The organism is Leisingera sp. ABD4_442 (genome assembly GCF_056160905.1).
Window position 1 is genome coordinate 12,430 of record NZ_JBSWYB010000008.1, and the last position, 26,184, is coordinate 38,613.

At 63.9% G+C, this 26,184-nt stretch carries 21 protein-coding genes; 6 read left to right on the forward strand and 15 right to left on the reverse strand.

From position 1 onward, the window contains the following. Positions 1-43: 43 nt before the first annotated feature. Entirely contained in the window at positions 44-1,060 is a 1,017-nt protein-coding gene (locus ACXAHG_RS08670) for a GlxA family transcriptional regulator (protein ID WP_475056861.1), read from the forward strand. Positions 1,061-1,327: 267 nt separating this feature from the next. Here ACXAHG_RS08670 and ACXAHG_RS08675 read toward each other — a convergent pair whose 3' ends face one another. From ACXAHG_RS08675 to ACXAHG_RS08705, 7 genes are all read right to left on the reverse strand, one after another. After that, complete coding sequence (locus ACXAHG_RS08675) at positions 1,328-2,545, reverse strand: PAS domain-containing protein (protein WP_475056862.1); 1,218 nt, start codon at positions 2,543-2,545, stop codon at positions 1,328-1,330. Between the two features lie 115 nt (positions 2,546-2,660). Next, complete coding sequence (locus ACXAHG_RS08680) at positions 2,661-4,247, reverse strand: methyltransferase regulatory domain-containing protein (RefSeq protein WP_475041860.1); 1,587 nt, start codon at positions 4,245-4,247, stop codon at positions 2,661-2,663. Positions 4,248-4,477: 230 nt separating this feature from the next. Then, complete coding sequence (locus ACXAHG_RS08685; protein WP_475041858.1) at positions 4,478-4,891, reverse strand: F0F1 ATP synthase subunit epsilon; 414 nt, start codon at positions 4,889-4,891, stop codon at positions 4,478-4,480. A gap of 58 nt (positions 4,892-4,949) precedes the next feature. Continuing rightward, positions 4,950-6,374, reverse strand: coding sequence for a F0F1 ATP synthase subunit beta (gene atpD, locus ACXAHG_RS08690; RefSeq protein ID WP_475041856.1), 1,425 nt, complete (start codon positions 6,372-6,374; stop codon positions 4,950-4,952). A gap of 21 nt (positions 6,375-6,395) precedes the next feature. Further along, a complete protein-coding gene (locus tag ACXAHG_RS08695; RefSeq protein WP_475056863.1) occupies positions 6,396-7,271 on the reverse strand; it encodes a F0F1 ATP synthase subunit gamma in 876 nt (291 codons plus the stop codon). Positions 7,272-7,285: 14 nt separating this feature from the next. Next, positions 7,286-8,824, reverse strand: a complete 1,539-nt coding sequence (gene atpA / locus ACXAHG_RS08700; RefSeq protein WP_475041853.1) for a F0F1 ATP synthase subunit alpha — start codon at positions 8,822-8,824, stop codon at positions 7,286-7,288. After that, a complete protein-coding gene (locus ACXAHG_RS08705; protein WP_475041851.1) occupies positions 8,825-9,385 on the reverse strand; it encodes a F0F1 ATP synthase subunit delta in 561 nt (186 codons plus the stop codon). A gap of 500 nt (positions 9,386-9,885) precedes the next feature. Between ACXAHG_RS08705 and ACXAHG_RS08710 the strand changes: the two genes are divergently transcribed. After that, entirely contained in the window at positions 9,886-10,701 is an 816-nt protein-coding gene (locus ACXAHG_RS08710) for a hypothetical protein (RefSeq protein ID WP_475056865.1), read from the forward strand. 75 nt (positions 10,702-10,776) lie between these two features. Here ACXAHG_RS08710 and ACXAHG_RS08715 read toward each other — a convergent pair whose 3' ends face one another. After that, complete coding sequence (locus ACXAHG_RS08715) at positions 10,777-11,523, reverse strand: class I SAM-dependent methyltransferase (protein ID WP_475041849.1); 747 nt, start codon at positions 11,521-11,523, stop codon at positions 10,777-10,779. Positions 11,524-11,578: 55 nt separating this feature from the next. Between ACXAHG_RS08715 and gloB the strand changes: the two genes are divergently transcribed. The 3 genes from gloB (at position 11,579) to ACXAHG_RS08730 (ending at position 15,842) form a co-directional block, all read left to right on the forward strand. Continuing rightward, positions 11,579-12,352, forward strand: coding sequence for a hydroxyacylglutathione hydrolase (gene gloB, locus ACXAHG_RS08720; protein WP_475041848.1), 774 nt, complete (start codon positions 11,579-11,581; stop codon positions 12,350-12,352). Positions 12,353-12,528: 176 nt separating this feature from the next. After that, complete coding sequence (gene clpA, locus ACXAHG_RS08725; RefSeq protein WP_475056866.1) at positions 12,529-14,853, forward strand: ATP-dependent Clp protease ATP-binding subunit ClpA; 2,325 nt, start codon at positions 12,529-12,531, stop codon at positions 14,851-14,853. After that, positions 14,853-15,842, forward strand: coding sequence for a M23 family metallopeptidase (locus tag ACXAHG_RS08730; protein ID WP_475056867.1), 990 nt, complete (start codon positions 14,853-14,855; stop codon positions 15,840-15,842). The genes clpA and ACXAHG_RS08730 overlap by 1 nt, the downstream gene beginning before the upstream one ends. A gap of 345 nt (positions 15,843-16,187) precedes the next feature. Here the strand turns inward: ACXAHG_RS08730 and ACXAHG_RS08735 are convergent, their stop codons facing one another. The 3 genes from ACXAHG_RS08735 to ACXAHG_RS08745 all read right to left on the reverse strand — a co-directional run bounded on the left by ACXAHG_RS08735 (position 16,188) and on the right by ACXAHG_RS08745 (position 20,081). Next, positions 16,188-18,062 (reverse strand): peptidoglycan -binding protein, encoded by a 1,875-nt coding sequence (locus ACXAHG_RS08735; RefSeq protein WP_475056869.1) that lies wholly within the window; start codon positions 18,060-18,062, stop codon positions 16,188-16,190. Between the two features lie 3 nt (positions 18,063-18,065). Next, positions 18,066-19,256: a biopolymer transporter ExbB gene (locus ACXAHG_RS08740; RefSeq protein WP_475041842.1), complete on the reverse strand. Its 1,191-nt coding sequence runs from the start codon at positions 19,254-19,256 to the stop codon at positions 18,066-18,068. A gap of 294 nt (positions 19,257-19,550) precedes the next feature. Further along, a complete protein-coding gene (locus tag ACXAHG_RS08745) occupies positions 19,551-20,081 on the reverse strand; it encodes a gamma-glutamylcyclotransferase (RefSeq protein WP_475041840.1) in 531 nt (176 codons plus the stop codon). A gap of 67 nt (positions 20,082-20,148) precedes the next feature. Here ACXAHG_RS08745 and ACXAHG_RS08750 point away from each other — a divergent pair, with 67 nt between their 5' ends. Continuing rightward, positions 20,149-21,147, forward strand: coding sequence for a DUF2125 domain-containing protein (locus tag ACXAHG_RS08750; RefSeq protein ID WP_475056870.1), 999 nt, complete (start codon positions 20,149-20,151; stop codon positions 21,145-21,147). A gap of 328 nt (positions 21,148-21,475) precedes the next feature. On the opposite strand, the gene ACXAHG_RS08755 is transcribed toward ACXAHG_RS08750, so the two are convergent. The 4 genes from ACXAHG_RS08755 to ACXAHG_RS08770 all read right to left on the reverse strand — a co-directional run bounded on the left by ACXAHG_RS08755 (position 21,476) and on the right by ACXAHG_RS08770 (position 26,071). After that, complete coding sequence (locus ACXAHG_RS08755) at positions 21,476-22,300, reverse strand: extensin-like domain-containing protein (RefSeq protein ID WP_475041836.1); 825 nt, start codon at positions 22,298-22,300, stop codon at positions 21,476-21,478. Continuing rightward, positions 22,300-23,220 carry a prephenate/arogenate dehydrogenase family protein gene (locus tag ACXAHG_RS08760; RefSeq protein WP_475056871.1) on the reverse strand — a complete coding sequence of 307 codons (921 nt, stop codon included), beginning with the start codon at positions 23,218-23,220 and terminating at the stop codon, positions 22,300-22,302. The genes ACXAHG_RS08755 and ACXAHG_RS08760 overlap by 1 nt, the downstream gene beginning before the upstream one ends. Continuing rightward, positions 23,217-24,302, reverse strand: a complete 1,086-nt coding sequence (gene hisC, locus ACXAHG_RS08765) for a histidinol-phosphate transaminase (RefSeq protein WP_475056872.1) — start codon at positions 24,300-24,302, stop codon at positions 23,217-23,219. Before hisC ends, ACXAHG_RS08760 begins: the two co-directional genes overlap by 4 nt. A 122-nt stretch (positions 24,303-24,424) precedes the next feature. Beyond that, positions 24,425-26,071 (reverse strand): peptidoglycan-binding protein, encoded by a 1,647-nt coding sequence (locus ACXAHG_RS08770; RefSeq protein ID WP_475056874.1) that lies wholly within the window; start codon positions 26,069-26,071, stop codon positions 24,425-24,427. Between the last annotated feature and the right edge of the window lie 113 nt (positions 26,072-26,184).

Below are 26,184 nucleotides of genomic sequence, written 5' to 3' on the forward strand. Positions count from 1 at the left end.
CCTCCGGCGCGCATTCCGATGTGATTTCTGTTAGGTTACCAATATGCATCCGCGCAGCTTTGTCCCGAAGGGTGCGGCCAGTTTCCGGGTTGAATACGACGGGCCGCCCAAAGACATCTATTTCCTGCTTCTGCCGAAGCTGACCATGCTGGCCTTCAGCGCCGCGGTGGAACCCCTAAGGATCGCCAATCAGGTGACCGGCAAGGAGCTGTACCGCTGGTTCCTGATGAGCGAGGACGGCGCGCCGGTGCCCTGCTCCAACGGGATCGGGATCAATACCGATCTGGACCTGGAGGACCTGCCGCGCGGCAGCTTTGCCTTTGTCTGTTCCGGCATTGAGCCGTCGGACAGCACCAGCCCCCGGACGCTGGCCTGGATCCGGCGGCAGAATGCCCATGGCAGCCAGTTCGGCGGCATCTGCACCGGCGCCTTTGCCCTGGCGCAGGCCGGTATCCTGCAGGATCAGCGCTTTACCCTGCATTGGGAGAACCAGCCGTCGTTCTCCGAATATTTCCCGGGGCTGGAGCCAAGTGCGAACCTCTATGAGATCGACAGGGGGCTGATGACCTGCGGCGGCGGCAATGCGGCCACTGACATGATGCTGGAGATGATCGAGACCGATCACGGCAAGGATCTGGCGGTGATCGTGTCGGACATGTGCATCCACTTCCGCTCCAACAACCGCGAGGCGCTGCAGAAGTCGGCCTATTCGGTTGCCCTCAGCAGCCGCAACCAGCATCTGATCAACGCCATGCAGTTCATGCATGACACCATCGAGGAGCCGGTGGAGATTGGCATGGTGGCAGAGCAGGCGCAGATTTCGCGGCGCCAGCTGGAGCGGCTGTTCCAGCGCTATGTCGGCACCTCGCCGGTGCAGTTCTATATCGACCTCCGCGTGGGCCGGGCGCTGGCGCTGTTGAATGAGACCAATATGACGGTGGCAGAGATTTCCGCCGCCACCGGGTTTAGCAGCGCAACCCAGCTGTCGATCCGCTTCAAGAAACGCTACGGGCAGTCGCCCGCCTCCTTCCGCAAGAGCTGGGCGGAGAAGACGGGTTAGGGTCAGGCCTGCTTTATCCTGCACCGCTGGTTTGTCTGATTTTGTTCCTGACCAGGCACAGTCTCGCAGGAATAGTGGTTCTATTTCAAGGGACTGTAACGCAGTTCAGGGGCAAAATCAGACAGATCCTGCGGACGCGTGAACCGCTGCACAGCAGCGGCTTTGACCGCTTGGAATTGACACCGCCAGTCCCAGCGCGCTCAAAACCACTGCTTTCCTGCCGTTCGCGCGCCAGCAGTGCATGATAAAGGGGGCCTGACCCTAGGGTCAGGCCTCTTCGCTGGCGAGGGCGGTGCTGAGTTCGGAAATCTTTTCCAGCCGCGCCGAGATCCGGTCCTGGAACAGGCCCAGCTCATCAATGATAGAGTTCAGCGCCTCCCCGACATGGCCCAGCCGGGCGCATTCGATCTTGCACAGCACCCGGGTGGTGGTCAGCGCCATGAAATGCCGGTGCAGGGTCAGGCAGGCCTTCTGGATGCGGTCGGCCTCGAACCGGACATCCTGCAGGCTGGCGCGGGCCTTGCCGTTCTGATCATCGGTCAGCTGCCGCAGGATCGCCTGCTCGCGCTGGATGTCGACATCTGCGGCGGCGTCTTCCTGTTCCAGCTGGTGGCCGCATTCGGTCAGGATCCGGGCCAGGCCTTCGACGAAGATGGCCGCCGTTACCGTCCCCTTGATAGCGCGGAAATTGCTGTTCTTGCCCCAGACATGCGCCTCGAACCAGTTCGACATCTCTCGCGACATGGCGCTGTAGTTCTGGGACAGCACCGTCACTGGCCCGCCCGCCGGTTCAATCCGCGAGGCAATGACCCGCAGATTATGGGGAATGGTGCGCATGGATTCAAACTCCTGCACCAGCGCCTCTGTCTCCTCCACCAGCTGGCCGGCCGTAGCGTGCATGGCGCGGCGTTCAGCCAGCCGGGCATCCGCCGGGCGGCGCAGGCCTGCGTCGCGGGCCAGCAGCTCCTCTGCCAGGGCATGGCCGGCAAAATCGCTGTAGGTGGCAAAGCCAAGCTCCTGCAGGCGGGCCAGCAGCAATGCGGCGCCGTCCTGCGGGCATAGCCCCTCTGCTTGCTCTGCCTGGCGCAGGCGGCTGTATTCCTGCTCCACCGTCTTGAGCAGCGGGCTGGCGGGTTTGATGCGCGCCGAGAGGTAGCCGCCTTCGCAGGGAGTGACGACGGCAAAAACCCAATAGAAGCTGCCGTCGCTGGCGCGGTTTTTGACATAGGCGCCGACAGTGCCGCCGGCCTTGATCGTATCCCAAAAGAGCTGGAACACGGCGCGGGGCATGTCCGGGTGGCGGATGATCTTGTGCGGCGCGCCCAGTAATTCCTGCAGCGGGTATTTGGCGACCCGGCTGAACACGGCATTGCCGGCCAGGATCACGCCGCGGCTGTCAGTGCGGGAAAAGAAGACTTCGTCCAAGGCAAAGGGGGCTTCCTTGCCCCGGGAAGGCGCGGTCAGCGTGCGGTCTTCGAAAGACACGTTTCAGTTCCTGTCGTGATTGTCTCGTGCGCCTACCTGTTTACGCGCCACTGCTTTTCAAAATCCTAATGAGGGGCGGAGCACGCATGATTTCCGCCCCCTTAAAAGCTGGCCGTCAGGCCGCCGCTTCCTGTGCCTTCTGCTGCTGGGCCGGCTCTTCCAGGGTCAGGCCCAGGCTGATGCACAGCGGCAGCCGGCGGGCCGCGAAATTGCCCGCGCGGGCGCGCAGCAGGGCGATGTTTTCCGCATCGGTTTCCAGCACGCGCCCCTCGTGCTGCAGCCGCTGGCCCTGCGGTGCCAGGATGCGCCAGGCCAGATCGGCCCAGTCTGCCGGGGTTTCCAGCCCCTCGCTGCGGGCCAGCAGGAACAGCTGCTCCAACCGGTCCAGCTCTACCCCGCCGCCGGTGACGGGCGAGGCCAGGAAGCGCAGGGTGTCGCTGTCCTCTGCCCGTTTGCAGACGGCCAGGTTGAAGGCGCGGCAGGCGGCGGCGCGGTCTGCTAGCCCCTCCTGCGGCGGGCAAGGGGCGATGCAGCCGGTGCCTGCCAGGATTCGCAGCATCCGGGCGATGCTGCCCCAGTCCATGGCGCCGAACACCCCCTGGTCCAGCAGCGCACGCACGGTCGCGGGCCCCTCTGCCAGGGCCTGCAGCACGGGGGCGTATTGATCCTGCTCCAGCGGGATCTCCTGGCCGCGGTGGTGGAATTTCAGCGCGCCGCCGCCATAGGGGCGCGTCAGGGCCAGCGGCGTGGCAAACCAGGCGCCGATTTCACCGCGCGGCGTGTGGGCCAGGCGGCCCTTTACAAATATGTCGGTGCGGAACTGCTCATTCAGCAGCACATCGCGCAGGCCTTCGCGGCGGTCCGGGTCGGGTTCGCTGTCCAGGAGCGCCTGCTGCTGCGGCGTGAAGCGGATGCAATCCAGGTTGTCCAGCGGGTGCACGGAGCCCGCAAAGTTCAGCTTGGCCTGCGCCAGCTCTGCCGCCAGGTCCTCGAAATAGAAGGGGGTCCAGTCCTTATTGAAATACTCATGCGCCAGGTAGTTGGCGGGCATGGCTCCCATATGCTCCAGCCGGGCGGCGGCAGAGGGATTCTTGGCAAAGAAGCCGGCACCGGCCCCGGCCAGGTCCTTGGCAAAGGCCATGGCATCGCTGATCCGCTCTGTCAGCGGGCCGCCGCCCTGTTCCGCCCGGCCGGCCAGCAGGCGGCGCAGCGGCATTGCCGTGGCCCAGCCCGGCTGCGCGTTGCAGCTGACATAGACCAGCCCGCCCGGCCGCAGCCGTTCGGAAATGAAGCGCAGGATATGCTGGCGGTTTTCTGCGGAAACCCAGCTGTAGACCCCGTGCAGCGCGATGATGTCGAAGGTTTCAGGCAGATCCGGCGTTTCGGCAAAATCCGCAAAGCTGCGTTCGTGGAACTGCATGTTGGCAAGCTCCGCCTCCGCTGCCAGTTCACGGGCGCCCGCGATATGCGAAGGGCTGAAATCCATCGCGTGGAAGTCGATATGCGGGTTGGCCGCGGCCAGCAGATTGGCCGAGAACCCCTGGCCGCAGCCCAGCTCGCAATAGCGAAGCCTGCCAGTGTCCAGCCCGTGCCTGTGCCCCTGGCTCATCGCGCCGAACTGCAGCAGGGCGGGCGTCAGCTGGCTGTGGAAGTCATAGGTGTAGTCGATGCCGGCGACATAGCCGGAAGTCCAATCGGTCACGGGGGCTCCTGCAGGTTGGAAACACGTCATGCAGGGCAATTTCGGAAAATTTGGTGAGAATAGGGTTAATTTCGCTCCGCCCGAAAAACCGATCACCCGAACGTGACGCCGCAGGGCTTGCAGCCGGAGTTTTGGCATAACTCCGGCCAGGAACACGCTTCCCGCCTTCCCCAAAAGAAAACCGGCCCCCATCGGGAGCCGGTTTCAAAATCGTCCAATCCGCGGCTGGATCAGAGGGACATATGGGTGCCAAGGGCTTCCATGTCGGCGAGCAGCTTGGCTGCGTCCTCAACCAACCCGTGGGGCTGGTCTTCCTCTTTTGCGGTCTTGTACATCTCGCGGGCTTCCTCGATCAGCGTGTTCATCTGATCGCGGGTCATCTCGGCCATCGGGATCGCGCGTTCGGCCAGAACCGACAGGCTGTCGCCTGCGATTTCGGCAAAACCGCCGGTCACCAGATACTCCGAGTTACCTTCCGGGCTTTCGACCTTCAGCACGCCGGGGCGCAGGGTGGTGATGGTCGGCGCGTGCTGAGGCATCGCCGTCATGTCACCCTCGGCTCCGGGGATCTGAACCGCGCTGGCCTGCAGCGAAGCCAGGCTCCGCTCGGGGCTGACGAGGTCGAATTGCATCGTTTGTGCCATTGGGGCCTCCTTTCAGGGTTCCCCTGCCCCGCCGAACGGCGCAGGGGAAAATCCGTGCTTAGGCGGCTTCCGCAGCCATCTTCTCGGCTTTGGCCAGCACTTCGTCGATGCCGCCAACCATGTAGAAGGCGCCTTCGGGCAGGTGGTCGTATTCGCCGGCCACAACCGCCTTGAACGACGAGATGGTGTCTTCCAGGGAAACCTGGACACCGTCGGAGCCGGTGAAGACCTTCGCAACGTCGAACGGCTGGGACAGGAAACGCTGGATCTTACGCGCACGCGCAACGGTCAGCTTGTCCTCTTCCGACAGTTCGTCCATGCCGAGGATCGCGATGATGTCCTGCAGCGACTTGTAGCGCTGGAGGATCTGCTGAACGTCGGAAGCCACTGCGTAGTGCTCTTCGCCAACGATCTGCGGGTCCATCAGGCGCGAGGAGGAGTCCAGCGGGTCCACAGCGGGGTAGATGCCGAGCTCGGAGATCGCACGGTTAAGAACGGTGGTCGCGTCCAGGTGGGCAAAGGTGGTTGCCGGTGCCGGGTCGGTAAGGTCGTCCGCGGGAACGTAGACGGCCTGGATCGAGGTGATCGAGCCGTTCTTGGTCGAGGTGATGCGTTCCTGCATGGCGCCCATGTCGGTTGCCAGGGTCGGCTGGTAGCCCACAGCCGAAGGAATACGGCCGAGCAGAGCGGACACTTCCGAACCCGCCTGGGTGAAGCGGAAGATGTTGTCCACGAAGAACAGAACGTCGGTGCCGGACTGGTCGCGGAACTGTTCGGCCAGGGTCAGGCCGGTCAGTGCAACACGGGCACGGGCTCCCGGAGGTTCGTTCATCTGACCGTAAACCAGGGCAACCTGGGATTCTTCCAGGTTGTCGGGCTTGATCACGTTGGATTCGATCATTTCCCAGTAGAGGTCGTTGCCTTCACGGGTCCGTTCGCCAACACCGGCGAACACGGAGTAGCCCGAGTGCACCTTGGCGATGTTGTTGATCAGTTCCATGATGAGAACGGTCTTGCCCACGCCGGCGCCGCCGAACAGGCCGATCTTGCCGCCTTTGGAGTAAGGCGCCAGCAGGTCGATCACCTTAATGCCGGTCACCAGAACTTCCGACTCGGTCGACTGTTCGTTGAACTCGGGTGCAGGCTGGTGGATGGCGCGGGTCTCGGATGCGTTGACCGGGCCCTTTTCGTCCACGGGCTCGCCCACGACGTTCAGGATGCGGCCCAGGGTGGCGTTGCCGACCGGGATCGAGATCGGGGCGCCGGTGTCGGTCACTTCCTGACCGCGGACCAGGCCCTCGGTTGCGTCCATTGCGATGGTGCGGACGGTGTTTTCGCCGAGGTGCTGAGCCACTTCGAGAACCAGGGTCTTGCCGTCGTTCTCGGTGTTCAGTGCGTTCAGAATTGCGGGCAGGTGGTCGTCAAACTGGACGTCCACAACGGCGCCGATGATCTGAGTCACCTTGCCTTTTGCTTGTGCCATTTGTTGGTCTCCGGTTGTCTCTTAGAGCGCCTCAGCGCCCGAAATGATTTCAATCAGCTCATTGGTGATCACGGCCTGGCGCGAGCGGTTGAACTGGATGGTCAGCTTGTCGATCATGTCGCCCGCGTTGCGGGTTGCGTTGTCCATCGCGCTCATCCGCGCACCCTGTTCGGATGCACCGTTTTCCAGCAGGGCGGAAAAGATCTGGGTCGCCACGCCGCGCGGCAGCAGGTCCGCCAGGATCTGCTCTTCGCCGGGCTCGTAGTCATAGACGGCGCCAGTGCCTTCGCCTTCCGATGCCTCGAAGGACGCCGGAATGATCTGCTGTGCGGTGGGGATCTGGGTCACGACGTTGACGAACTCCGCGTAGAAGATCGTGGCAACGTCGAATTCACCTGCGTCAAAGCGGGTGAGGATCCCCTTGGCGATGTCCTGCGCGTTGGCATAGCCAACCCGTTTGACCTCGCTCAGGTCCACATGGCCGATGAAGTCATCGCCAAGGTCGCGCTTCAGGGCGTCGCGGCCCTTCTTGCCGACAGTCAGAATTTTGACTGTCTTGCCCGCGGCCTTCAGCTCAGCCGCCTTTTGGCGGGCGAGCTTGGCAATGTTCGAGTTGAAGCCGCCGCACAGACCGCGTTCGGCGGTCATCACGACAAGCAGCTGGTTCTGGTCGCTGCCGGTGCCGCGAAGCAGCTTGGGCGCTGACTCGCTGCCGCCGACCGAGGCCGCCAGCCCTGCCATCACGGCATTGAACCGCTTGGTGTAGGGACGGGAGTCTTCGGCAGCTTCCTGGGCGCGGCGAAGTTTCGCCGCGGCCACCATCTGCATGGCTTTGGTGATCTTGCGGGTCGATTTGACCGACTCGATCCTGGTTTTAAGGTCCTTAAGACTCGGCATTGCCTCGTCCCCCCTTAAGCGAAGCTAGCGGCGAACTCGTCCAGCGCAGCCTTAACCTTGTCAGCCAGCTCGTCCTTCACCTTACGGTCGTTGTTGGTGATGTCGGCAAGCAGGTCGGCATGTTTGCCGCGCAGGTGGCTCAGCAGGCCGGCCTCGTAGCGGCCAACGTCCTTGACGTCGACTTTGTCGAGGTAACCGTTGGTGCCGGCGAAGATGACGCAGACGATTTCAGCGTTGGTCAGCGGCGAGTACTGGGCTTGCTTCATCAGCTCGGTCAGACGGGCGCCACGGGCCAGCAGCTGCTGGGTGGCGGCGTCCAGATCGGAGCCGAACTGCGCGAAGGCAGCCATTTCGCGGTACTGGGCCAGCGACAGTTTAACCGGGCCTGCAACCGAGGACATCGCCTTGGTCTGGGCCGAGGAGCCAACGCGCGAAACCGACAGACCGGTGTTCACGGCGGGGCGGATGCCCTGGTAGAACAGTTCGGTTTCCAGGAAGATCTGGCCGTCGGTGATCGAGATCACGTTGGTCGGAATAAACGCGGACACGTCGCCGCCCTGGGTTTCGATGATCGGCAGCGCGGTCAGCGAGCCGGCACCGAAGTCCTCGTTCAGCTTGGCCGAACGCTCCAGCAGGCGGGAGTGCAGGTAGAAAACGTCGCCCGGGTAGGCTTCACGTCCCGGCGGACGGCGCAGCAGCAGCGACATCTGACGGTAAGCAACCGCCTGTTTGGACAGGTCATCATAGATGATCAGCGCGTGGCGGCCGTTGTCGCGGAAGAATTCCGCCATTGCGGTTGCGGCGTAGGGTGCCAGGAACTGCAGCGGTGCCGGGTCGGACGCGGTTGCGGCCACGACGATGGAGTATTCCATCGCGCCGGACTCTTCCAGTTTCTTCACCAGCTGGGCCACGGTGGAGCGCTTCTGGCCAACCGCGACGTAAACGCAGTACAGCTTCTTGCTCTCGTCGTCGCCGGCGGCGTCGTTGTAGGACTTCTGGTTCAGCATCGCGTCCAGAGCAACGGCGGTCTTGCCGGTCTGACGGTCGCCAATGATCAGCTCGCGCTGGCCGCGGCCGATCGGGATCATCGCGTCAACCGACTTGAGGCCGGTTGCCATCGGCTCGTGAACCGATTTACGCGGGATGATGCCCGGTGCCTTCACGTCAGCAACGCCGCGGGTGACGTCTTCGATCGGGCCCTTGCCGTCCAGCGGGTTGCCCAGGCCGTCAACAACACGGCCCAGCAGGCCGTTGCCGGTGGGCACGTCCACGATGGAGTTGGTGCGCTTGACGGTATCGCCTTCTTTAATGTCGCGGTCAGAGCCGAAGATCACGATACCGACGTTGTCGGCCTCGAGGTTCAGCGCCATGCCCATGATGCCGCCCGGGAATTCGACCATTTCACCGGCCTGAACGTTGTCGAGGCCGTAGACGCGGGCAATACCGTCACCGACGGACAGCACGCGGCCGATTTCTGCCACTTCGGCTTCTTGACCAAAATTCTTGATCTGGTCTTTAAGGATCGCAGAAATCTCTGCTGCTTGGATACCCATTTATCCGACCTCTTTCATTGCATTCTGTAGGGAGTTGAGCTTGGAGCGGATCGAGCTGTCGATCATCTTCGAGCCCACTTTAACGACAAGACCGCCGATGATGGAGGCATCGACGGAAGCATTGATGGTAACTTTCTTGCCCACGCGCTCGGCCAGGGTTTTGGCCAGCTTTTCGCTTTGGGTCTTGGTCAGCGCCTTGGCTGAGACCACTTCGGCGGTCACTTCGCCGCGGGCATCGGCCAGGCGGGCGCGCAGCGCCTCGATCAGCGCAGGCACCACAAACAGGCGGCGCTTGTCGGCCATCAGAGCCAGGGTATTGCGCAGGACGGGATCGAGTCCCATCTTGTCTGCCACCGCGGTGATGGCGGCGCCCTGCTCTTCGCGCGACACGAGCGGCGAGTTGATCAGGCCGTTGAGGTCGTCGCTGCCAGCCAGCGCGGCTGCCAGGTCATTGATGCTGGATTCAAGGCTGTCGAGCGCCTTGTTTTCTTCCGCGATGTCGAACACCGCCGTGGCATAGCGCGCAGCAATGCCTGCAGAAATCGAAGCTGGTTCGGACACGTCCACCCTTCCGATATGTTTTTGGCCCCGGTTGGCGTACCTGGCATCAGGAGGCGTCCGGGGGCGTGAGTCATCCCCCATTGGCAGCGGGGCGTTGAAATCAGCGTGGGTCTAGCAGAGCGGATGCGACCTATCAACTCTCTATAACGGTAACACGGGAAAGCAAGTTTCCCATGTTTTCAATAGCTTGCGGGAAGTGCGGCCCTTTGACCACAGTATATTATTAAAAAAGTGCGGCTGAACTGCAGGATTTGGCGATTCCGGAAAGCGGCATTTGCGGCAAAAATCGTCACATATGGGGGGAAATCCACCATTTCGGGCAGCTGTTGCGGCTTTGGCGACATTCAGGGAATCGAAATGAAGCGGCACCGGCCCCGGCTTCCATCCGCGGCGGCGGCCGCCACCGCAGCCGCGTCCAAAAGGCATGGACACTGGACATAACAGCTGGCCCTTGCAATTAATGCGTTTGTTTTGAGAGCACTTTCAACCGGGACCTCTTCATGCTTGCAGCCATTCTGATCGCAACTGCTGGTGTTGCCATTGCGGCAGCCGTTATCGACAGCGATGATGAAGATCAAAGCGCCGAACCCTCAGAGGAAGGCCGCACGCCGCCAGTCGAAGAGGACGGTCTGACAATCGTCACCGAGGATGGCGAACCGGAGCAGATCGACCCTGAAACGCTCGACGAACTTTACGGTGCCAAAGTATTTGAAGGAACCGGTGAAGACGAGACGGTCTACATAGATCCGGACACCACCAGCGAGTTCCGCATCTGGCTTGGCCAGGGCGGTGCGGACACAGTGGTCACGGGGCTTGGCCAGAACATCGACACCACGGACGAAGACGCCGGGAACAACGGGGAAACTGCCGATACCGTTCGGCTGATCTATACGCCCGGGCAGCCGGAGGAAGTGTTTGAACGCGGCACCGTGCGCGGCAGCTTCCGAATGGATGAAGAGGACGAGCTGGATCTGGAGTTTCCGGAAGGCACCGGGGGAACCATTCTGCCGGTCTATTATGTGACCTCCTATTACCCGGCTGATGCCTGCTGCTCTGGCGGTGAAGATCACGGGCTGGCGCTGATCTATGTTCCGGAGGGCGTCGAGTACTCGGAAGAGGATCTGGTGGAAAACTACGAAACCTCCTGGGAGGACCGGGGAATGGTTCCAATCGCAGAACTCAACCTGGGGCAAAACGGCTGGGTTGATAATACGCACGACGGCGGCGAAGCCTATGAATACGACAATGTCACCAATCCGCCCGTGCTGAGCAGCAATCTGGAGTTTGCTTCTCAGATCACAATCAATACGGCCTGAGCAAATACGGCCTGAGAACAGCTCCGGACAGCAGCAAGCTGCCCTGCGGAAGCGCGGCGCTTGGCGGTGCCGGGATCAGGCCGGTTCCGGCATCGGATTGGACAGGCCTTCCAGCACCCGGATGCGGCTGGGGGTCTTGCTGCGGATCATATGGCCCTTTTGCGGGTAGGTCTGCTTGCTGACCTCGACCATGAACACCCCGCCGGCCAGCATCGCGGGCAGTTTGCGGCCCATCTTTTCCAGCATGGCGCCGGATTTCAGCCAAAACCGCTTGTGGCTGGGCAGCCGGTAGAGCGCGGCGGTGTGCTGTTCGATGGCAAATTGGTGCGCGCGCAGCTGTGCCTCCAGCTGACGCAAGGTATAGGGGCGGCCAAAGCCGAAAGGGGTCCGGTCCGAGCGCGCCCAGAACCCCGCCCGGTTCGGGACGACGAAAATCGCCCTGCCCCCCGGCCCCAGCGTCCGCCAGCACTCTTCCAGCAGCTTGGAGGGCTGTTCCGAGGTCTCCAGCCCGTGCATCACCACCAGCCGGTCGATGCGGCCGGTGTCCATGGGCCAGCTGGTCTCCTCGCACAGGACCGAAACATTGGGCATGCCTGCAGGCCATTGCATCACCCCCTGCGGCCCCGGCATCAAGGCCATCACCCGGCGCGCCTGCGGCAAGTAGGGGCGCAGCAAGGGCGCAGCAAAACCGAAGCCTGCCACAGTTTGCCCCTCTGCCTCCGGCCATAATTCCAGCAGGCGGCCGCGGATCGAGGCCTGCGCTGCACGCCCCAGCGTGCTGCGGTAGTAGAAATTCCTCAGATCCTGAACATCAAGATGCATTGCGGGCGCCTGCTGCTTCGGCCAATCTGGGCGCAGTTTAGCAATGTAAAGGCGAATGACCATGCCTCTTGAGATCATCACCCTGCCCTGCCTGTCGGATAACTATGCCTTTTTGATCCATAATCCGGCGTCGGGCGAGACCGCGCTGGTGGATGCGCCCGAGGCCGGCGCCATCAAAGCCGCCTTGTCGGAGCGCGGCTGGGGATTGGACTGGATCCTGCTGACCCATCACCATTGGGACCACGTGGACGGGGTGGCAGAGCTGCGCGAGGCCTATGGCGCCAAGGTGATCGGTGCTGAGGCGGACGCGCACCGGCTTCCGCCGCTGGATATGGCGGTGCAGGACGGCGGCAGCTTCACCCTGATGGGCGAAGAGGTGCAGGTGATGGATGTATCCGGCCATACGGTGGGCCATATCGCCTTTTACATGCCCGGCGCCGCGGCGGTTTTCACCGCCGACAGCCTGATGGCGCTGGGGTGCGGGCGGCTGTTTGAGGGCTCCCCGCAGCAGATGTGGGCCAGCCTGTCGCGCCTTGCCGCGCTGCCGCCGCAAACTATGGTTTATTCAGGACATGAATACACCCAGGCTAACGGTGCCTTTGCAGTCGCCGTGGACCCCGGCAACCCGGCGTTGCAGGCGCGGGTAAGCGATATCGCAAAGGACCGGGCGGACGGGGTGCCGACGGTGCCGTCCTTGCTGCAGCTGGAACTTGACACCAACCCGTTCCTGCGCGCTGGTGACAGTGCGGTGAGAGCCCATCTGGGCATGCAAGACGCTGAAGATTCAGACGTTTTTGCCGAAATCCGCAGCCGCAAGGACAATTTCTGAGCCAATCAAGTGTATCGGGGCGCAACAGGGAGAAAATAATTGTGACCCCAAAATGAAGAAAAGACCTTGAAGCCGGCGCTCTATCAACCAAACTCTAACCTTATAAGCACATGGTTGAACTGAGGGGTTGGTTAATACCGCCCCACCGGCCAACCCAAGATCAGAGGAGCACGCCCGTGCCTTCATTCTCGAGCACCCTGGAACAGGCCATTCACGCAGCGCTGGCGCTGGCGAATGAACGCCGTCATGAATTCGCAACACTGGAACATCTGCTTCTGGCCCTGATCGACGAGCCCGACGCGGCCCGCGTGATGCGCGCCTGCAGCGTCGACCTAAGTGAGTTGCGATCCTCGCTGGTGGAGTTCGTGGATGAGGATCTTGCCAACCTTGTGACCGATATCGACGGATCGGAGGCGGTGCCGACTGCCGCCTTCCAGCGCGTCATTCAGCGTGCCGCGATCCACGTGCAGAGTTCGGGGCGGACTGAGGTAACGGGGGCGAATGTGCTGGTCGCCATCTTTGCCGAACGCGAGAGCGACGCCGCCTATTTCCTGCAGGATCAGGAGATGACCCGCTATGACGCGGTGAATTTCATCGCCCATGGCGTGGCCAAGGACCCGGCCTACGGCGAATCCCGCCCGGTGAGCGGCGCGACGGAGCAGGAAGAGGACAATCTGACCGCTGCGCCCGAGGGCGAGAAGAAAGAGTCGGCGCTGGCGAAATACTGCGTTGACCTGAACGCCAAATCCCGCGATGGCGATATCGACCCGCTGATCGGACGCGACCACGAGGTGGAGCGCTGCATCCAGGTGCTGTGCCGCCGCCGCAAGAACAACCCGCTGCTGGTCGGCGACCCCGGTGTCGGCAAGACCGCCATCGCCGAGGGCCTGGCGCGCCGCATCGTCTCTGGCGAGACCCCGGAGATCCTGTCGGAAACCACGATTTACTCCCTGGATATGGGCGCGCTGCTGGCCGGCACCCGCTACCGCGGCGATTTCGAGGAACGGCTGAAGGCGGTGGTGACTGAACTGGAAGATCACCCGGATGCGGTGCTGTTCATCGACGAAATCCACACTGTGATCGGCGCCGGTGCAACCTCTGGCGGCGCGATGGATGCGTCCAACCTGCTGAAACCTGCCCTGCAGGGCGGCAAGCTGCGCACCATGGGCTCCACCACCTATAAGGAGTTCCGCCAGCATTTCGAAAAGGACCGGGCGCTCTCCCGCCGGTTCCAGAAAATCGACGTGAATGAGCCGACGGTAGAAGACTCCATCGAGATCCTGAAAGGGCTGAAACCCTATTTCGAGGAGCATCACGGCATCAAGTTCACTGGCGATGCGATCAAGACCGCGGTGGAGCTGTCGGCGCGCTACATCAACGACCGCAAGCTGCCGGACAAGGCGATCGACGTCATTGATGAGGCTGGTGCTGCACAGCATCTGATCATCGAGAGCAAGCGCCGCAAGACCATTGGCGTCAAGGAGATCGAGGCTGTGGTGGCCAAGATCGCCCGCATCCCGCCCAAGAACGTGTCGAAGGACGACGCCGAGGTTCTGAAGGATCTGGAGAAGTCGCTGAAGCGCGTGGTCTTTGGCCAGGATGATGCGATCACTGCACTGTCCAGCGCCATCAAACTGGCCCGCGCGGGCCTGCGCGAGCCGGAAAAACCCATCGGCAACTACCTGTTTGCAGGTCCGACCGGCGTCGGCAAGACCGAGGTTGCGAAACAGCTGGCCGACCAGCTGGGCGTCGAACTGCTGCGCTTTGACATGTCGGAATACATGGAGAAACACGCGGTCTCCCGCCTGATCGGCGCGCCTCCGGGCTATGTCGGATTTGATCAGGGCGGCCTTTTGACAGATGGCGTTGATCAGCATCCGCATTGTGTGCTGCTGCTCGACGAGATCGAGAAGGCGCATCCGGATGTCTACAACATCCTGCTGCAGGTGATGGATAACGGCCAACTGACCGACCACAACGGCCGCACAGTGAATTTCCGCAACGTGATCCTGATCATGACCTCCAACGCCGGAGCCTCGGATATGGCAAAGGCCGCCATCGGCTTTGGCCGCGACCGCCGCGAGGGCGAGGACACCGCCGCGATTGAGCGCACCTTCACGCCGGAATTCCGCAACCGCCTGGATGCAGTGATCTCCTTCGCGCCGCTGGGCAAAGAGGTGATCTTGCAGGTGGTCGAGAAATTCGTGCTGCAACTGGAAGCGCAGCTGATGGACCGCAACGTCTCGATCGAACTGACCCGCAAGGCGGCTGAATGGCTGGCCGACAAGGGCTACGACGACCGCATGGGTGCGCGCCCCTTGGGCCGTGTCATTCAGGAGCACATCAAAAAGCCGCTGGCCGAGGAGCTGTTGTTCGGCAAGCTGACCAAGGGCGGCGTGGTGCAGGTCGGCATCAAGGACGGCAAGCTGGATCTGCGCCTGGAAGGCCCGGGCAAGCCGCGGATCTCCGGCGACAAGCCGCCGCTTCTGACCGCGGATTGATGCGCCGCGCCATCGCCTTGATTTCCCTATCGCTCGCCGCGCCTGCCGCGGCGGGCGATTTTCGTTTGCAGTTGCCGCTTGACTGCACCTTAGGCGAGGATTGCCACATCCAGCAGTTCGTGGATCATGACCCCGGCCCTGGAGCGGCGGATTTCACCTGCGGCAGTTTGAGTTATGAAGGCCACAAGGGCACGGATTTTGCCCTGCCCTACCTGTCGGACATGGAGGCGGGTGTTGCTGTCCGCGCGGCCGCGGACGGGGTTGTCCTGGGTACCCGCAACAGCATGGCCGACCAATATGCTACGGAGGCAAATGCCGCCGCGATTGAGGGCAAAGAATGCGGCAATGGCGTGGTGCTGCGCCACGGCGGCGGCTGGGAAACCCAGTATTGCCATATGAAAAGGGGCTCTGTCAGGGTGGAACCCGGCGCCAGGGTCAAGGCCGGCGATGTGCTGGGCGAGGCCGGCCTGTCCGGCAAGACCCAATTCCCGCATCTGCACCTTTCGGTGCGCAAGGAGGGCGCGGTCGTGGACCCGTTTGCACCGGAGGCTTTGAATGCCTGCGGCTCCGGCGGCGGCACGACGCTTTGGGCGGAGCCGCCGGCCTATCAGCCGGGCGGCTTCCTGGGTGCGGGCTTCAGCCCTGCCCTGCCGGACTATGAGGCCATCAAGGCGGGCCGCGCGGATGCGGCGCCGCTGGCCCCGGATGCACCTGCCTTTGTGTTCTGGGCCTATGCCTTTGGCGGCCGGACGGGCGACGGAATTGCGCTGACGGTGACCGGCCCGGGCGGAGAGCTCATCTCCCACAGCGAGACCCTGGAGAAGACCCAGGCGCAGTTCTACCGCGCGGCGGGGCGCCGCCTGCGCGGCGGGCACTGGCCGGCCGGCACCTATACCGGCACCGCCCGGCTGCTGCGCGGCGGGCAGGAAGTGGACCGTTTCACTGCTGCCATGACGGTCCCGGCCCCCGCGGCAAACGCCGCCGACTAGACCCGTCGCCCGCAGCCGCCGGGGCGCAAGCCGCGGCGGCTGCGCGACCCAACCTGCGCGGACAGCCCCCGGGCTGGCCTGGCGCCGGGCGGGAGATTGCCGGAGCTGCAAGGCCCCTGCAGGACCGCCTTCAAATTTGATAATTCCCGCCTTCGCAATAGTTTAAGAAGGGCCCTGCTGCCCGGTGGGGCCGCAACCCGTGTGTAACTAGTAGCTTGTCTCCATTAGTGAAGCGGGTTGCACCCCGCAAGCCGCCGCCGTCAGGTGCCGGGCAGACGACAGGCGGGACCGGGCGGACCGGACAGAGCGGACGGACCCAGGCCGCAGCACGGCAGCGGCGGAGCCCTACTTCTCGGTGAACTTCAGCTCGATCCGGCGGTTCTGGGCGCGGGCCTCCGGAGTGTCCGCGGGATTGACCGGCTGGTATTCCCCGAACCCGTTGGCCGCCAGGCGCGAAGGCGGCACCCCCAGCGCCTCCACCATGTAGCGCACCACCGACAGCGCCCGGCCCTGGCTGAGTTCCCAGTTGTCGGCAAATTTCGGATGCCCCAGCAGCGGCGAATTATCAGTGTGCCCATCCACCCGGATGATCCAGCTGATCTCCGGCGGGATCGCCGCCACCACGCTTTGCAGGATCGACACCACCTTGGCGATCTCCACCCGGCCTGCCGGTGACAGGGTGGCGCTGCCCGGGTCGAACAGCACCTCAGAGGCAAAGACAAAGCGGTCGCCCTGAATCCGCACCCCCTCTTGCGTGCCCAGGAGATCGCGCAAGCGGCCAAAGAATTCGGACCGGTAGCGCGCCAGATCCTGCGCCTCATCCGCAAGGCGGCCTGCTTCGGCTTCCAGCCGCGCAGCCTCGGCCTCAAGCCGTTTGCGCTCCTGCTCTTCCAAGAGCCGCCGCTTGCGTTCTTCGGAGGCCGCCCGGGCCAGGGCTGCGTTCAAATCCTGGCCCAAGTTCTGCAATTGCACCTGCTGTGCGGCATCACGCGCCTGGAAGTCATCCAGAATGGCCTGCAAACCGCCCAGCTGTTCGCGCAGGGCCGCCACCTGCTGGTTGAGCAGCGCGGTTTCGCGGCGGGCCTCTTCTGACACCGCCTGTTCCTGCGACAGCGCATCCCGGGCCTGGGCCAGCAAGGCGGCGCGTTCCTCCGCCTGGGTCAGCCGTTCGGAGGCGCTCGCCTCTGCCGTTTCCTGTGCGGCCAAGGCCGCCAGCAGGCGCTGGCGCAGCACATCCAGCTCACCAGCCTGCTCACCGGCCTGGGTTTGTGCAGCCGCCAGGGCGGCCCTGGCCTCTGCCAGTTCGGCCGCCAGCCGGCCGGCTTCGGCATCAGAGCCTGCACGGGCGGCCTCCAGTTCCGAGAGCTGTGCGTCCAGTTGTTTCTTTGCGGCCTCCGCCGCTGCCAGCAGGGTCAGCGTGTCCTCTGCCTGCTGCCGCTGCGCCTCCAGCGCCAGGGTCATCGCGGTCAGCTCCGCATCCGCGGATTGCAGTTTCTCCCGCAGCGCCTCGGCAGCGGCGGCCTCGACCAGGCGGGCCGCTTCCTCGGCGCTCAGCTGTTCCTGAAGGCCGGCGATTTCCTCGGTCTTTTCGGCCTGTTCCGTCTCAAGGCTGGCGATCAGCGCTTCCATCGCCGCGCGCTCCGCTGCGGCCAGGCGAGCGGCCTCTGCCTGGGCGTCGATCTCGCCGCGGGCCTGAGCCAAAGCGAGGTTCAAGGCGTCCTGCTCGCTCAGAAGAGCGGCGCGGGCCGCCTCCAGAGTTTCGCGCTCTGCGCTCAGGTCCGCAACCCGTGCCTGGGCAGCGTCGCGGCTGGCGATCAGGGCCGCCACTTGGGCTTCGAAACTGGTGAGGCGGCTGGCGGCCTCGGCCAGTTCCCCAGCCTGGCGGTCGCGTTCCGCGGTGAGCGAGGTGATCAGGCTGCGGGCCTGCGCCAGGTCCTGTTCGGCTGTGTTGAGGGTCGAGGTCAGCGCCCCCAGCCGGGCGTTCAGGCGGCTGTTTTCGCGTTCTTCCAGCCCTAGGGCAGAGGCCAGCGCGCTGACTTCGGCGGACAGCTCATCCAGCTGGCTTTCCTGGCCGGTGATCGTCTCGCGCAGCACAAATTGCACCACCATGAAGATGGTTAGCACAAACATCAGCACCAACAGGAGCCCGGTCATCGCATCGACGAACCCCGGCCAGATCGAGGCCTGGAACCGCTGTCCTGTGCGCCGGGAAAGGGCCATGGATTATTCCCCCGCGTCCCGGCCCGGCAGGCCGCCGCGTGACAGTCCGCGCGGCCGTGCAAAGGCCTTGATCAGCAGTTCGATGTCTTTGCGCAGCTCTGTCAGGCTTTCCTGACGCCCGGCTGAAATTTCCTCGAGGATGCGCAGCATCTGCACGTCGATCGATCGCAGCCGCATCCGGCTTTCGGCGTCAATGCCGCCCTGTTCGCTCTGGCTGCGCAGGATTTCGGTCAGCGCCTCCTGCCCCACCGCAACCCGGTCCAGCGCCGCAGTAATGGTGCCGGTCTGATCCTGGCGGCGGTTCATTTCCTCGATGGTTTCGACCAAGTCAGAAAGCCGCTGATCCACCGCCGCGCGGCCCTCGGCGGTTTCAACGAACATGACCTGCAGCGCCTCCATCTGCTCTGCCATGGTGTCGAGCACCTGGGAGACCACACCGCTGTCGCTGGCGCCGTCCTCGCCCGAGGAGAAGCTGACCCGGGTGATCGAGGAGAGCCATTCCTCCAGCTCGCGGTAGAACCGGTTCTGGCCGTGGCCTGCGAAGAGTTCGAGCAGACCGACAATCAGGGAACCGGCCAGGCCGAGGAGCGAGGAGGCGAAGGCGACACCCATGCCACCCAACTGCGCCTCAAGCCCGGTCATCAGGCGGTTGAAGACCGACAGGCCTTCTTCGCCCTCCTGCGGGGCCAGGCTGCGGATGGTGTCGACAACGGCGGGAACGGTGGTGGCAAGGCCGTAGAAGGTGCCGAGAAGGCCCAGGAAGATCAGCAGGTTGACGATGTAGCGGGTGATCTCCCGGTCTTCGTCGATGCGGCTGGCAACCGAGTCCAGTATGGAACGGGTTGAGGCGGAGCCCAGCTGCATCCGCGCAGACCGCGAGCCCAGGAGCGAGGCCAAGGGGGCCAGTATCGAGGGCGGGCGGCGGTGGTCCTGGGTATCGCCCGCGGCAAAGCGTTCGATCCAGCGCACCGAGCCAATCAGCTGCACCACCTGCCAGAAACAGGCCAGTACACCGATCACGAAGACCAGAACGATAAAGCCATTGAGCCAGGGGTTTGCCTGAAACACCGGCAGCACCCGCGGCAGGGCGACAAAGGCGCCGAACCCCGATAGCCCCAGTGCGATCAGCATCATGATGATCTGCCGCACCGGCTGGGAGAACTGCGGCCGGGTCTTGCGGTCTGGCTGCGCCATATTCTGTGGCTCCTGACACTTTTGTCTGCTCGTGTTGCGTTCGCAGCCTATAAGCAAAGTGTCAAAAGCGCCAAGGCTTTATGGCTGTCCGGCTGAAACGGCGGAAGGAACCGGCACTGTGTCCCAATCCTGGCCCAATCCTGGAACTGAGCATTCGCCCGGGCGGAAGCGGCACGCGCCCGCCGCGGGGCGGGTGGACGCGTGCCTGCCGCTGGCGCGGCAGGCCGGGCCTGTGGCTGAGGCGGTCCTCTAAAACAAGAAACCAGCCTCGTCCCGGCCGGCCCTGTGAAGGCTTTAAGCGGTGATTTCCCGTACCCGGCCCGCCAGCCAATCCAGATCGCTGTCATGCAGGCCGATCTCGGCCAGATGCTCCGCCGTGTTGTAGAGGTATTCGGTATTGGGGCCGCGGCCACCCACCGCATGGGCGATGATCTGGGCCTGTTCTTCCAGGCTGAGGCCACCGCAATACTGCACATGATGCGGGTCAATCACATAGGTGACGGCGGTGACCATGGAGCCATCCGCCAGCTCAACTTCCAGGTCGCGCTCCAGATAGGCCGAGGAGATCAGCTCGCGCTCGCGCAGCTCTGCCAGGGTCTGCTCCTCGTGGCCTGCTTCGACCGCCAGGGCGATGCCCTTGCAATGGGCATCCTGGACGGCGTCCAGCGCCAGCACCAGGCCGGGCTTTTCCTCGCTGCCGCGGTGATGGACCGAGGACATGCAGAAGGAGCGCGCATAGCCGTGCAGCACCGCAACCTCGCGCCGCGCCACCGGGAAACCGGGGTTCCAAAGAAGTGATCCGTATCCGAATACCCACATCGTCATGTTGTCTGGCCCTTTCTGCTCCTCCCCTATAAACAGCAATCCTGCTGCGGACAAAAGAGGCTATCCGATGCGCCTGGCGAAACTGCTGATTGCTGCTTTTCTGCTGTGGAGCCTGTATTGGGCAGCAGCGGCCTGGGGGCTGAGGAGCGGGATCGCGGCCTGGTTCGCGGCGCAGGAGAGCCGGGGCTGGCAGGCAGAGCACGCGGGGCTGAAAACGCAGGGCTATCCGTTCCGCCATCAGACCCGGATCAGCCGTCCCGCGCTGGCGGATCCGCGCAGCGGCACCGCCTGGCGGGCAGACTGGCTGGAACTGGCGAGCCCCGCCGCCTGGCCGGGGCAGCTGGAGCTGCACTTTCCGGCCACGGCACAGCGGCTGTCCTATTTCGACCAGACCGTGGTGATCACCGCAGACGGGCTGCAGACGGGATTGCATCTGAAGCCTGGAACGGCGCTGGAGCTGGAGCAACTGGCCGCCGCGGCGGACAGCTGGCAGATTGCCCGCGGCGGCGAAACGGTGCTGAGCGGCAGCGACTTGGACCTGCGCATGGTGCAGACCGCCCGCCCCGAGGCCTACCGGATCTCGGCAGATATCCGGGAGTTTGCACCGCGCGCGGCCTGGCGGCGGCTCTTGGCGGCCAGCGCGCCGCTGCCGGAGCGGTTCGATACGCTGACGCTGGAAATGACGGTTGCCTTTGACGTGCCCTGGGACCGCTCCGCGCTGGAGCAGCGGCGGCCGCAGCCGCGCCGTATCGATCTGAAACTGGCCGAAGCGCACTGGGGCGGCCTGCGTCTCAGGGCAGCCGGCGCACTGATGGTGGATGACCAGGGGCTGCCGGAGGGCGAGATCGCGCTGCAGGCAGAGAACTGGCGCGGGCTGGTGCTGATGGCCGAACGCAGCGGCGTGCTGGCGCCTGCATTGCGGGGCACGGTGGAGCGGGTTCTGGGGCTGCTGGCCGAGGCCAGCGGCAACCCGCGCAATCTGGATATTACGCTGGAGTTTGCGGACGGCTATGTAACGCTTGGCCCGCTGCCGCTGGGCCATGCGCCGCGGCTGATTATCCGCTGACAGCCCCAGCCTGCCCGCCCCGCCTGTCAAGGGCCGCGCAGCGGTGGCGCATAGCGCCGTTTACCCTTTACAGGCACATACCATCACACTTGGAATGGCGCTTCAGGGCAATCCTGCCCCTGAAGCGCCTCTCAGCAGTTCTTTACTGCGCGCGCAGCGCGCCCGGCCCAAGGCTGTAATGTGCCCCTTGGGGCACTTTCAGGCGCGGGAGCTCGCCGCCTCGCTGCGGCTGGCGCTTGGCTGCCCGGCGTTACTGCGAGGCTCTGCCTCGCGCTCCGGGATATTTGCGGCCAGATGAACAGGGGATCCTAGGTTGCCGTCTGTGCCGTCAGCGGCAATAGGATCCGCCGCGGTGGCGGGCCACGTCGAGGTGGAAGTGATCCCTGTGATAGCGGTCGGCCTCGGGCCCCAGCACAGTGCCGAAGGGGCCGCAGGCGGCGCGCCAGATCTTTTTCAGCTTCTTGCGGGTCTTGCGGTTCTGCCAGCCCTTCAGGACGGTGACGGTCTCGCCGCTGGCAAGCGTGAAGCCGGAGATGTCGATCGCCCGCCCCTTGCCGTGTTCCGAAATCTTGGCGCCGGGGCGGTTGTTGCGGGTGCGGCAGGCGTAATGGGCGGCAACGCGCAAGCCCACCACCTTGTTGCGGCGGCCAAAGGCGGTTTCGACCTCGCGGTTGATCCAGGTCTTCAGCGCGCGAGCGGTGTTGCAGGTCATCAGCGAGGGTTGGCTGAGGCGCACGCCTGCGATCTCGCGCACCCTCACGGCGTCCTTGGCGCCGCAGCCGGGCAGCGTGCCCGCAATATCGCCGGCTTGATCGCCCTGAATGCCAATGTCGCCGCAGACTGAGCCCTTGCGGCGCTGACGGCGCTTGAACAGCACCTGCTCCGCCAGGCTGTCCGGGCGCGCGAAGGGCTGTAAGGAGGCCCCGGGGGCCAGCAGCGGCAGCGCAGCCGGACGGGCCGCCGCGGCAAGGACCTGCTCAGATTGCGGACGCAGGGCCGGGCGGAGGTCTGCCGCCGGTGCAAAGGCCGCGGGTTCATAAGCTGTGGCCGCGGGCCGTGCGGCGGGCTGGAGCGACGTTTCCGGCGCCGCGCCCGATGCTATGCCGGCGCAGACGGCGGCCAGCAGCGTCAGTAGTGCCAGCCCGGCGCGCATCACTTCTTCTGGCTCCGCCCGAAGTCCGGCGCGTCGGTGTCCTGGCCGGCCTCGATGATGCCGCGGCGGATGGCGCGGGTGCGGGTGAAATAGTCGTGCAGGTGGTCGCCGTCGCCGGTGCGGATGGCGCGCTGCAGGGCAAAAAGCTCCTCCGTGAAACGGCCCAGGATTTCCAGCGTGGCATCCTTGTTGGTCAGGAACACGTCACGCCACATAGTAGGATCCGAGGCCGCGATGCGGGTGAAGTCGCGGAATCCCGCAGCGGAATATTTGATCACCTCGCTGTCCGTGACCCTTCGCAGGTCGTCGGCGACGCCCACCATCGTGTAGGCAATCAGATGCGGTGTATGCGAGGTGACGGCCAGCACCAGGTCGTGGTGGTCGGCGTCCATTTCGTCGACATTGGCGCCCATGCCCTCCCACAGCGCACGCAGTCGGGCGGTGGCCTCCGGATCAGTGCCCTCAACCGGGACCAGCAGCGACCAGCGGTTATCGAACAGTTCGGCAAAGCCGGATTCCGGGCCGGAATGCTCCGTCCCTGCTAGCGGGTGGGCGGGCACGAAATGCACGCTTTCGGGGATGTGCGGCTGCACCGCGTCGATCACGTGGCGTTTGACAGAGCCCACATCCGACACGGTGGCGCCGGGCTTCAGCACTGGCGCGATGTCTTCCATCACCGGGCCCATGGCGCCGACAGGCACACAGAGCACCACCAGATCGGCGTCGCGAACCGCGTCCTGCGCGCTGTCGCAGACGCGGTCGCAGAGGCCGATCTTGCGCGCTGTCGCACGGGTTTCCGCGCTGCGGGCATAGCCGGTGACTTCGCCCGCCAGGCCTGCGCGTTTCATCGCCCAGAACATCGAGGACGCAATGAGACCCAGGCCGATCAGCGCGACGCGGCCATAAACGTGTTCGCTCATGCCTGCCCCTCTTTGAATGCTTTGACGCCTTGCGCGATGCGGCGGCAGGAGTCCTCGTCGCCGATGGTGATGCGCAGCGCAGTCGGCAGGTTGTAGCCCGCCACCCTGCGCACGATCAGCCCCTGCGCTTGCAGGTACAGGTCGCAGGCCTCTGCCTCTGCCTGGCTGGAGAAGCGGGCCAGGATGAAATTGGTGCTGGAGACGTCTGATGGAACACCAAGTTCTGCCAGCGCATTGGCCAGCCAGGCGCGCCATTTGGCGTTTTCCGTGCGGCAATGGTCCACGTAACCTGTGTCGCGCACCGAGGCCTCAGCCCCTGCCAGCGCGGTGCTGGAGACGTTGAAGGGCCCGCGCACCCGGTTCAGGACATTGATGATTTCCTTGGGGCCGTAACCCCAGCCGATCCGTGCGCCGCCGAGGCCGTAGATCTTGGAGAAGGTACGGGTCATGAAGACGTTGCCGCTGGAGGCAATCACGGCCGCGCCGGCATCAAAGCCTTCGACATATTCCGCATAGGCACCGTCGAGCACCAGGAGCGCGCCCGCGGGGATGCCATCGGCCAGCCGCGCCACCTCGGCCTCGCTGATCATGGTGCCGGTGGGGTTGTTGGGGTTGGCGATGAACACCAGCTTGGTCCTGGCGGTGCAGCCCGCCAGCAGCGCATCCACGTCTGTGACGCGCTCGCGCTCCTTCACCTCCACCGGGGTGGCCCCGGCGGCCAGGGCGCTGATGCGGTACATTGCAAAGCCGTGTTCGGTATAGAGCACCTCGTCCCCCGGACCGGCGTAAGCCTGGCACAGGAAGGCAATGATCTCGTCGCTGCCGGCGCCGCAGATGATCTGTTCCGGATCCAGCCCGTGCACCTCGCCGATGGCCTGCCGCAGCGCCGCGTGATCCGAGCTGGGATAGCGGTGCATATTGGCCGCCGCGTCCTGCATCGCTTGAATGGCGCGCGGGCTGGGGCCAAGGGGGTTCTCGTTCGAGGAGAGCTTCACAACATTGCTCACCCCTTTCACATGGGCAGCCCCGCCCTGATACAGAGCGATGTCCATGATACCGGGCTGCGGTGTGAGTTGGGTCATAATACGGGCTCCTTAATTCCAACCCGTCATAGCGGCCCAAACGCGGACGGGGAAGCACCAAGATGACGCTCCCCCATTGCTGCCGTCCCCCCGGCGGCAGCGCCAAGACACTGCAGCCTGCGTTAATGCGCAGCTGCCGACTTGGGCATCTTGCGTTTGGCTTCGGCCATGATGATCTTCTGGATCTGCTTGCGCAGTTCCATGTCCTTGCGCATCGCCTCATTGGCCTGTTTCTGCATGGTCGAGGCCGATTGCGAGCCGTCGGCGCCATTCAGCGCCTCGCCCGCGTATTTGCTGAGCGTTTTGCCGGAGATCTGTTTGGCAATCTCGCCATAGATGGCATCACCGTGAAGCTTGATGAAATCCTCCGTGGCCTTGGTGCCGTATTTGGCAATCAGGTCCTTCTTGACCGCGCCCTCCATTGCGGCAGGCGCCAATTTGGTCTTGAGGAACTTTTCTGCAGCCCCCGTAAAGCCGGAAGAGAATTTCTCCAGCGCCTTGCCTGCGCCTGCGGACATGATGCCTGCGGTCAGGATCTTGGCGATGCTTTCCTTGATCTCCTTGGTGTTCGGCGGGCGGCCCTTTTCGATCAGGGGCTTGGCCAGACCGATGGTTTCCTTAAGGGCCTCTGTCACCATGGCCTCGCCGGCCTTGGATTTCAGGAACTTCTCAAAGAAAACTTTCACCGCCTTCTTGGGCATCTCCCGCGACAATTTGGAGGCTGCGGCCTTGGCCAGGTCGTCGGCGAGGCCCGCCGAGAGCTTGGCCGTCAGTTTGCCGCCGGCAGCACCCGCAAGGCCCGCGATGAAGCTGTCGATGAAGACCTTTTTGGCAGCACCGTCCCAAGTGACCTTGTTGCCCGCCAGATGCTCCCCCAGCTGGCCGGCACTGGATTTCAGTGCCTCGGTGCTGGCGGCGGCGATAGCATGGGCCTTAGCGGGCGACATCCCTTTGGTCGCAACCAGCCGTGCGGTCATATAGGTTTCGACCACGGCAAAGGAGACCTCGCGCACCACTTCGAGCTTCCAGACGATGCCGCCGGCGGTGGCAATCCGCTGGTCGATGAATTTCTTGAAGGCCTTGCCGCCGGTGTTATAGGCCTTGGACGCCTTGACGTCCTGTTTATAAACCTTTTTCCAGTCCGGCTTTTTCTTACTGGTCAGTGTCTTGAGGAAGCTTGCCTCGGACCGGGCATTGAGGATCGCGGTCCAGGGCGGGTCGGTCTTATCGTTGACCACGCTGACGGCGAATTCAGTCAGCGCATTCAGGAAGGTGTCATTGCCCTGGCGAGTGCTCTCGACCTCATTGCAGAAATCGACCCAGGACTCGGCCTGGCCGTACATCATGTTGGCCTTGGCCAGCAGCTTGCGGCGCAGCTCCTCCTGGCCGGCTTCGAACTCGGCAACGGTGATCAGCTTGGTCTTGCCGTTCTCGACGACCTCGACCCGCTCGATCTTGGTGTCGGCAGCGTGCATTGCGGCCAGTTTGGGCAGGCCTGCGTTCCAGGTGCGCATACCGGGATCGACGATGCCGTCGGGCTTTCTGAAGCCCAGTTTCTTTTTCTGGAAATCCTTGATGGTCTTGATCAGAGCCCCATCGCATTTGGTGCTGACCTCGATCGAATAACCGTTTGCCTTGAGCATCAGGCGGACGAGTTCAACGTCGGCGGGGGCGTTCTTGACCGGTTTGAATTTGCTTTCGCCGGTCTTGGGGTCCGGTTTGGTGATGCGTTTCTTGTCACCAACAGGGGCGGAAAGCTTGAGGGCCATGACTTTGCTCCAACTCTTTAACAACTGGTTGAAGTGTGCCATGGCCCTGTTAGCGCTGTCCCGGGGGATTTGCCGCGCAGTTTCCCCCTTTAAACGCCGGGCTGTGATGCCTA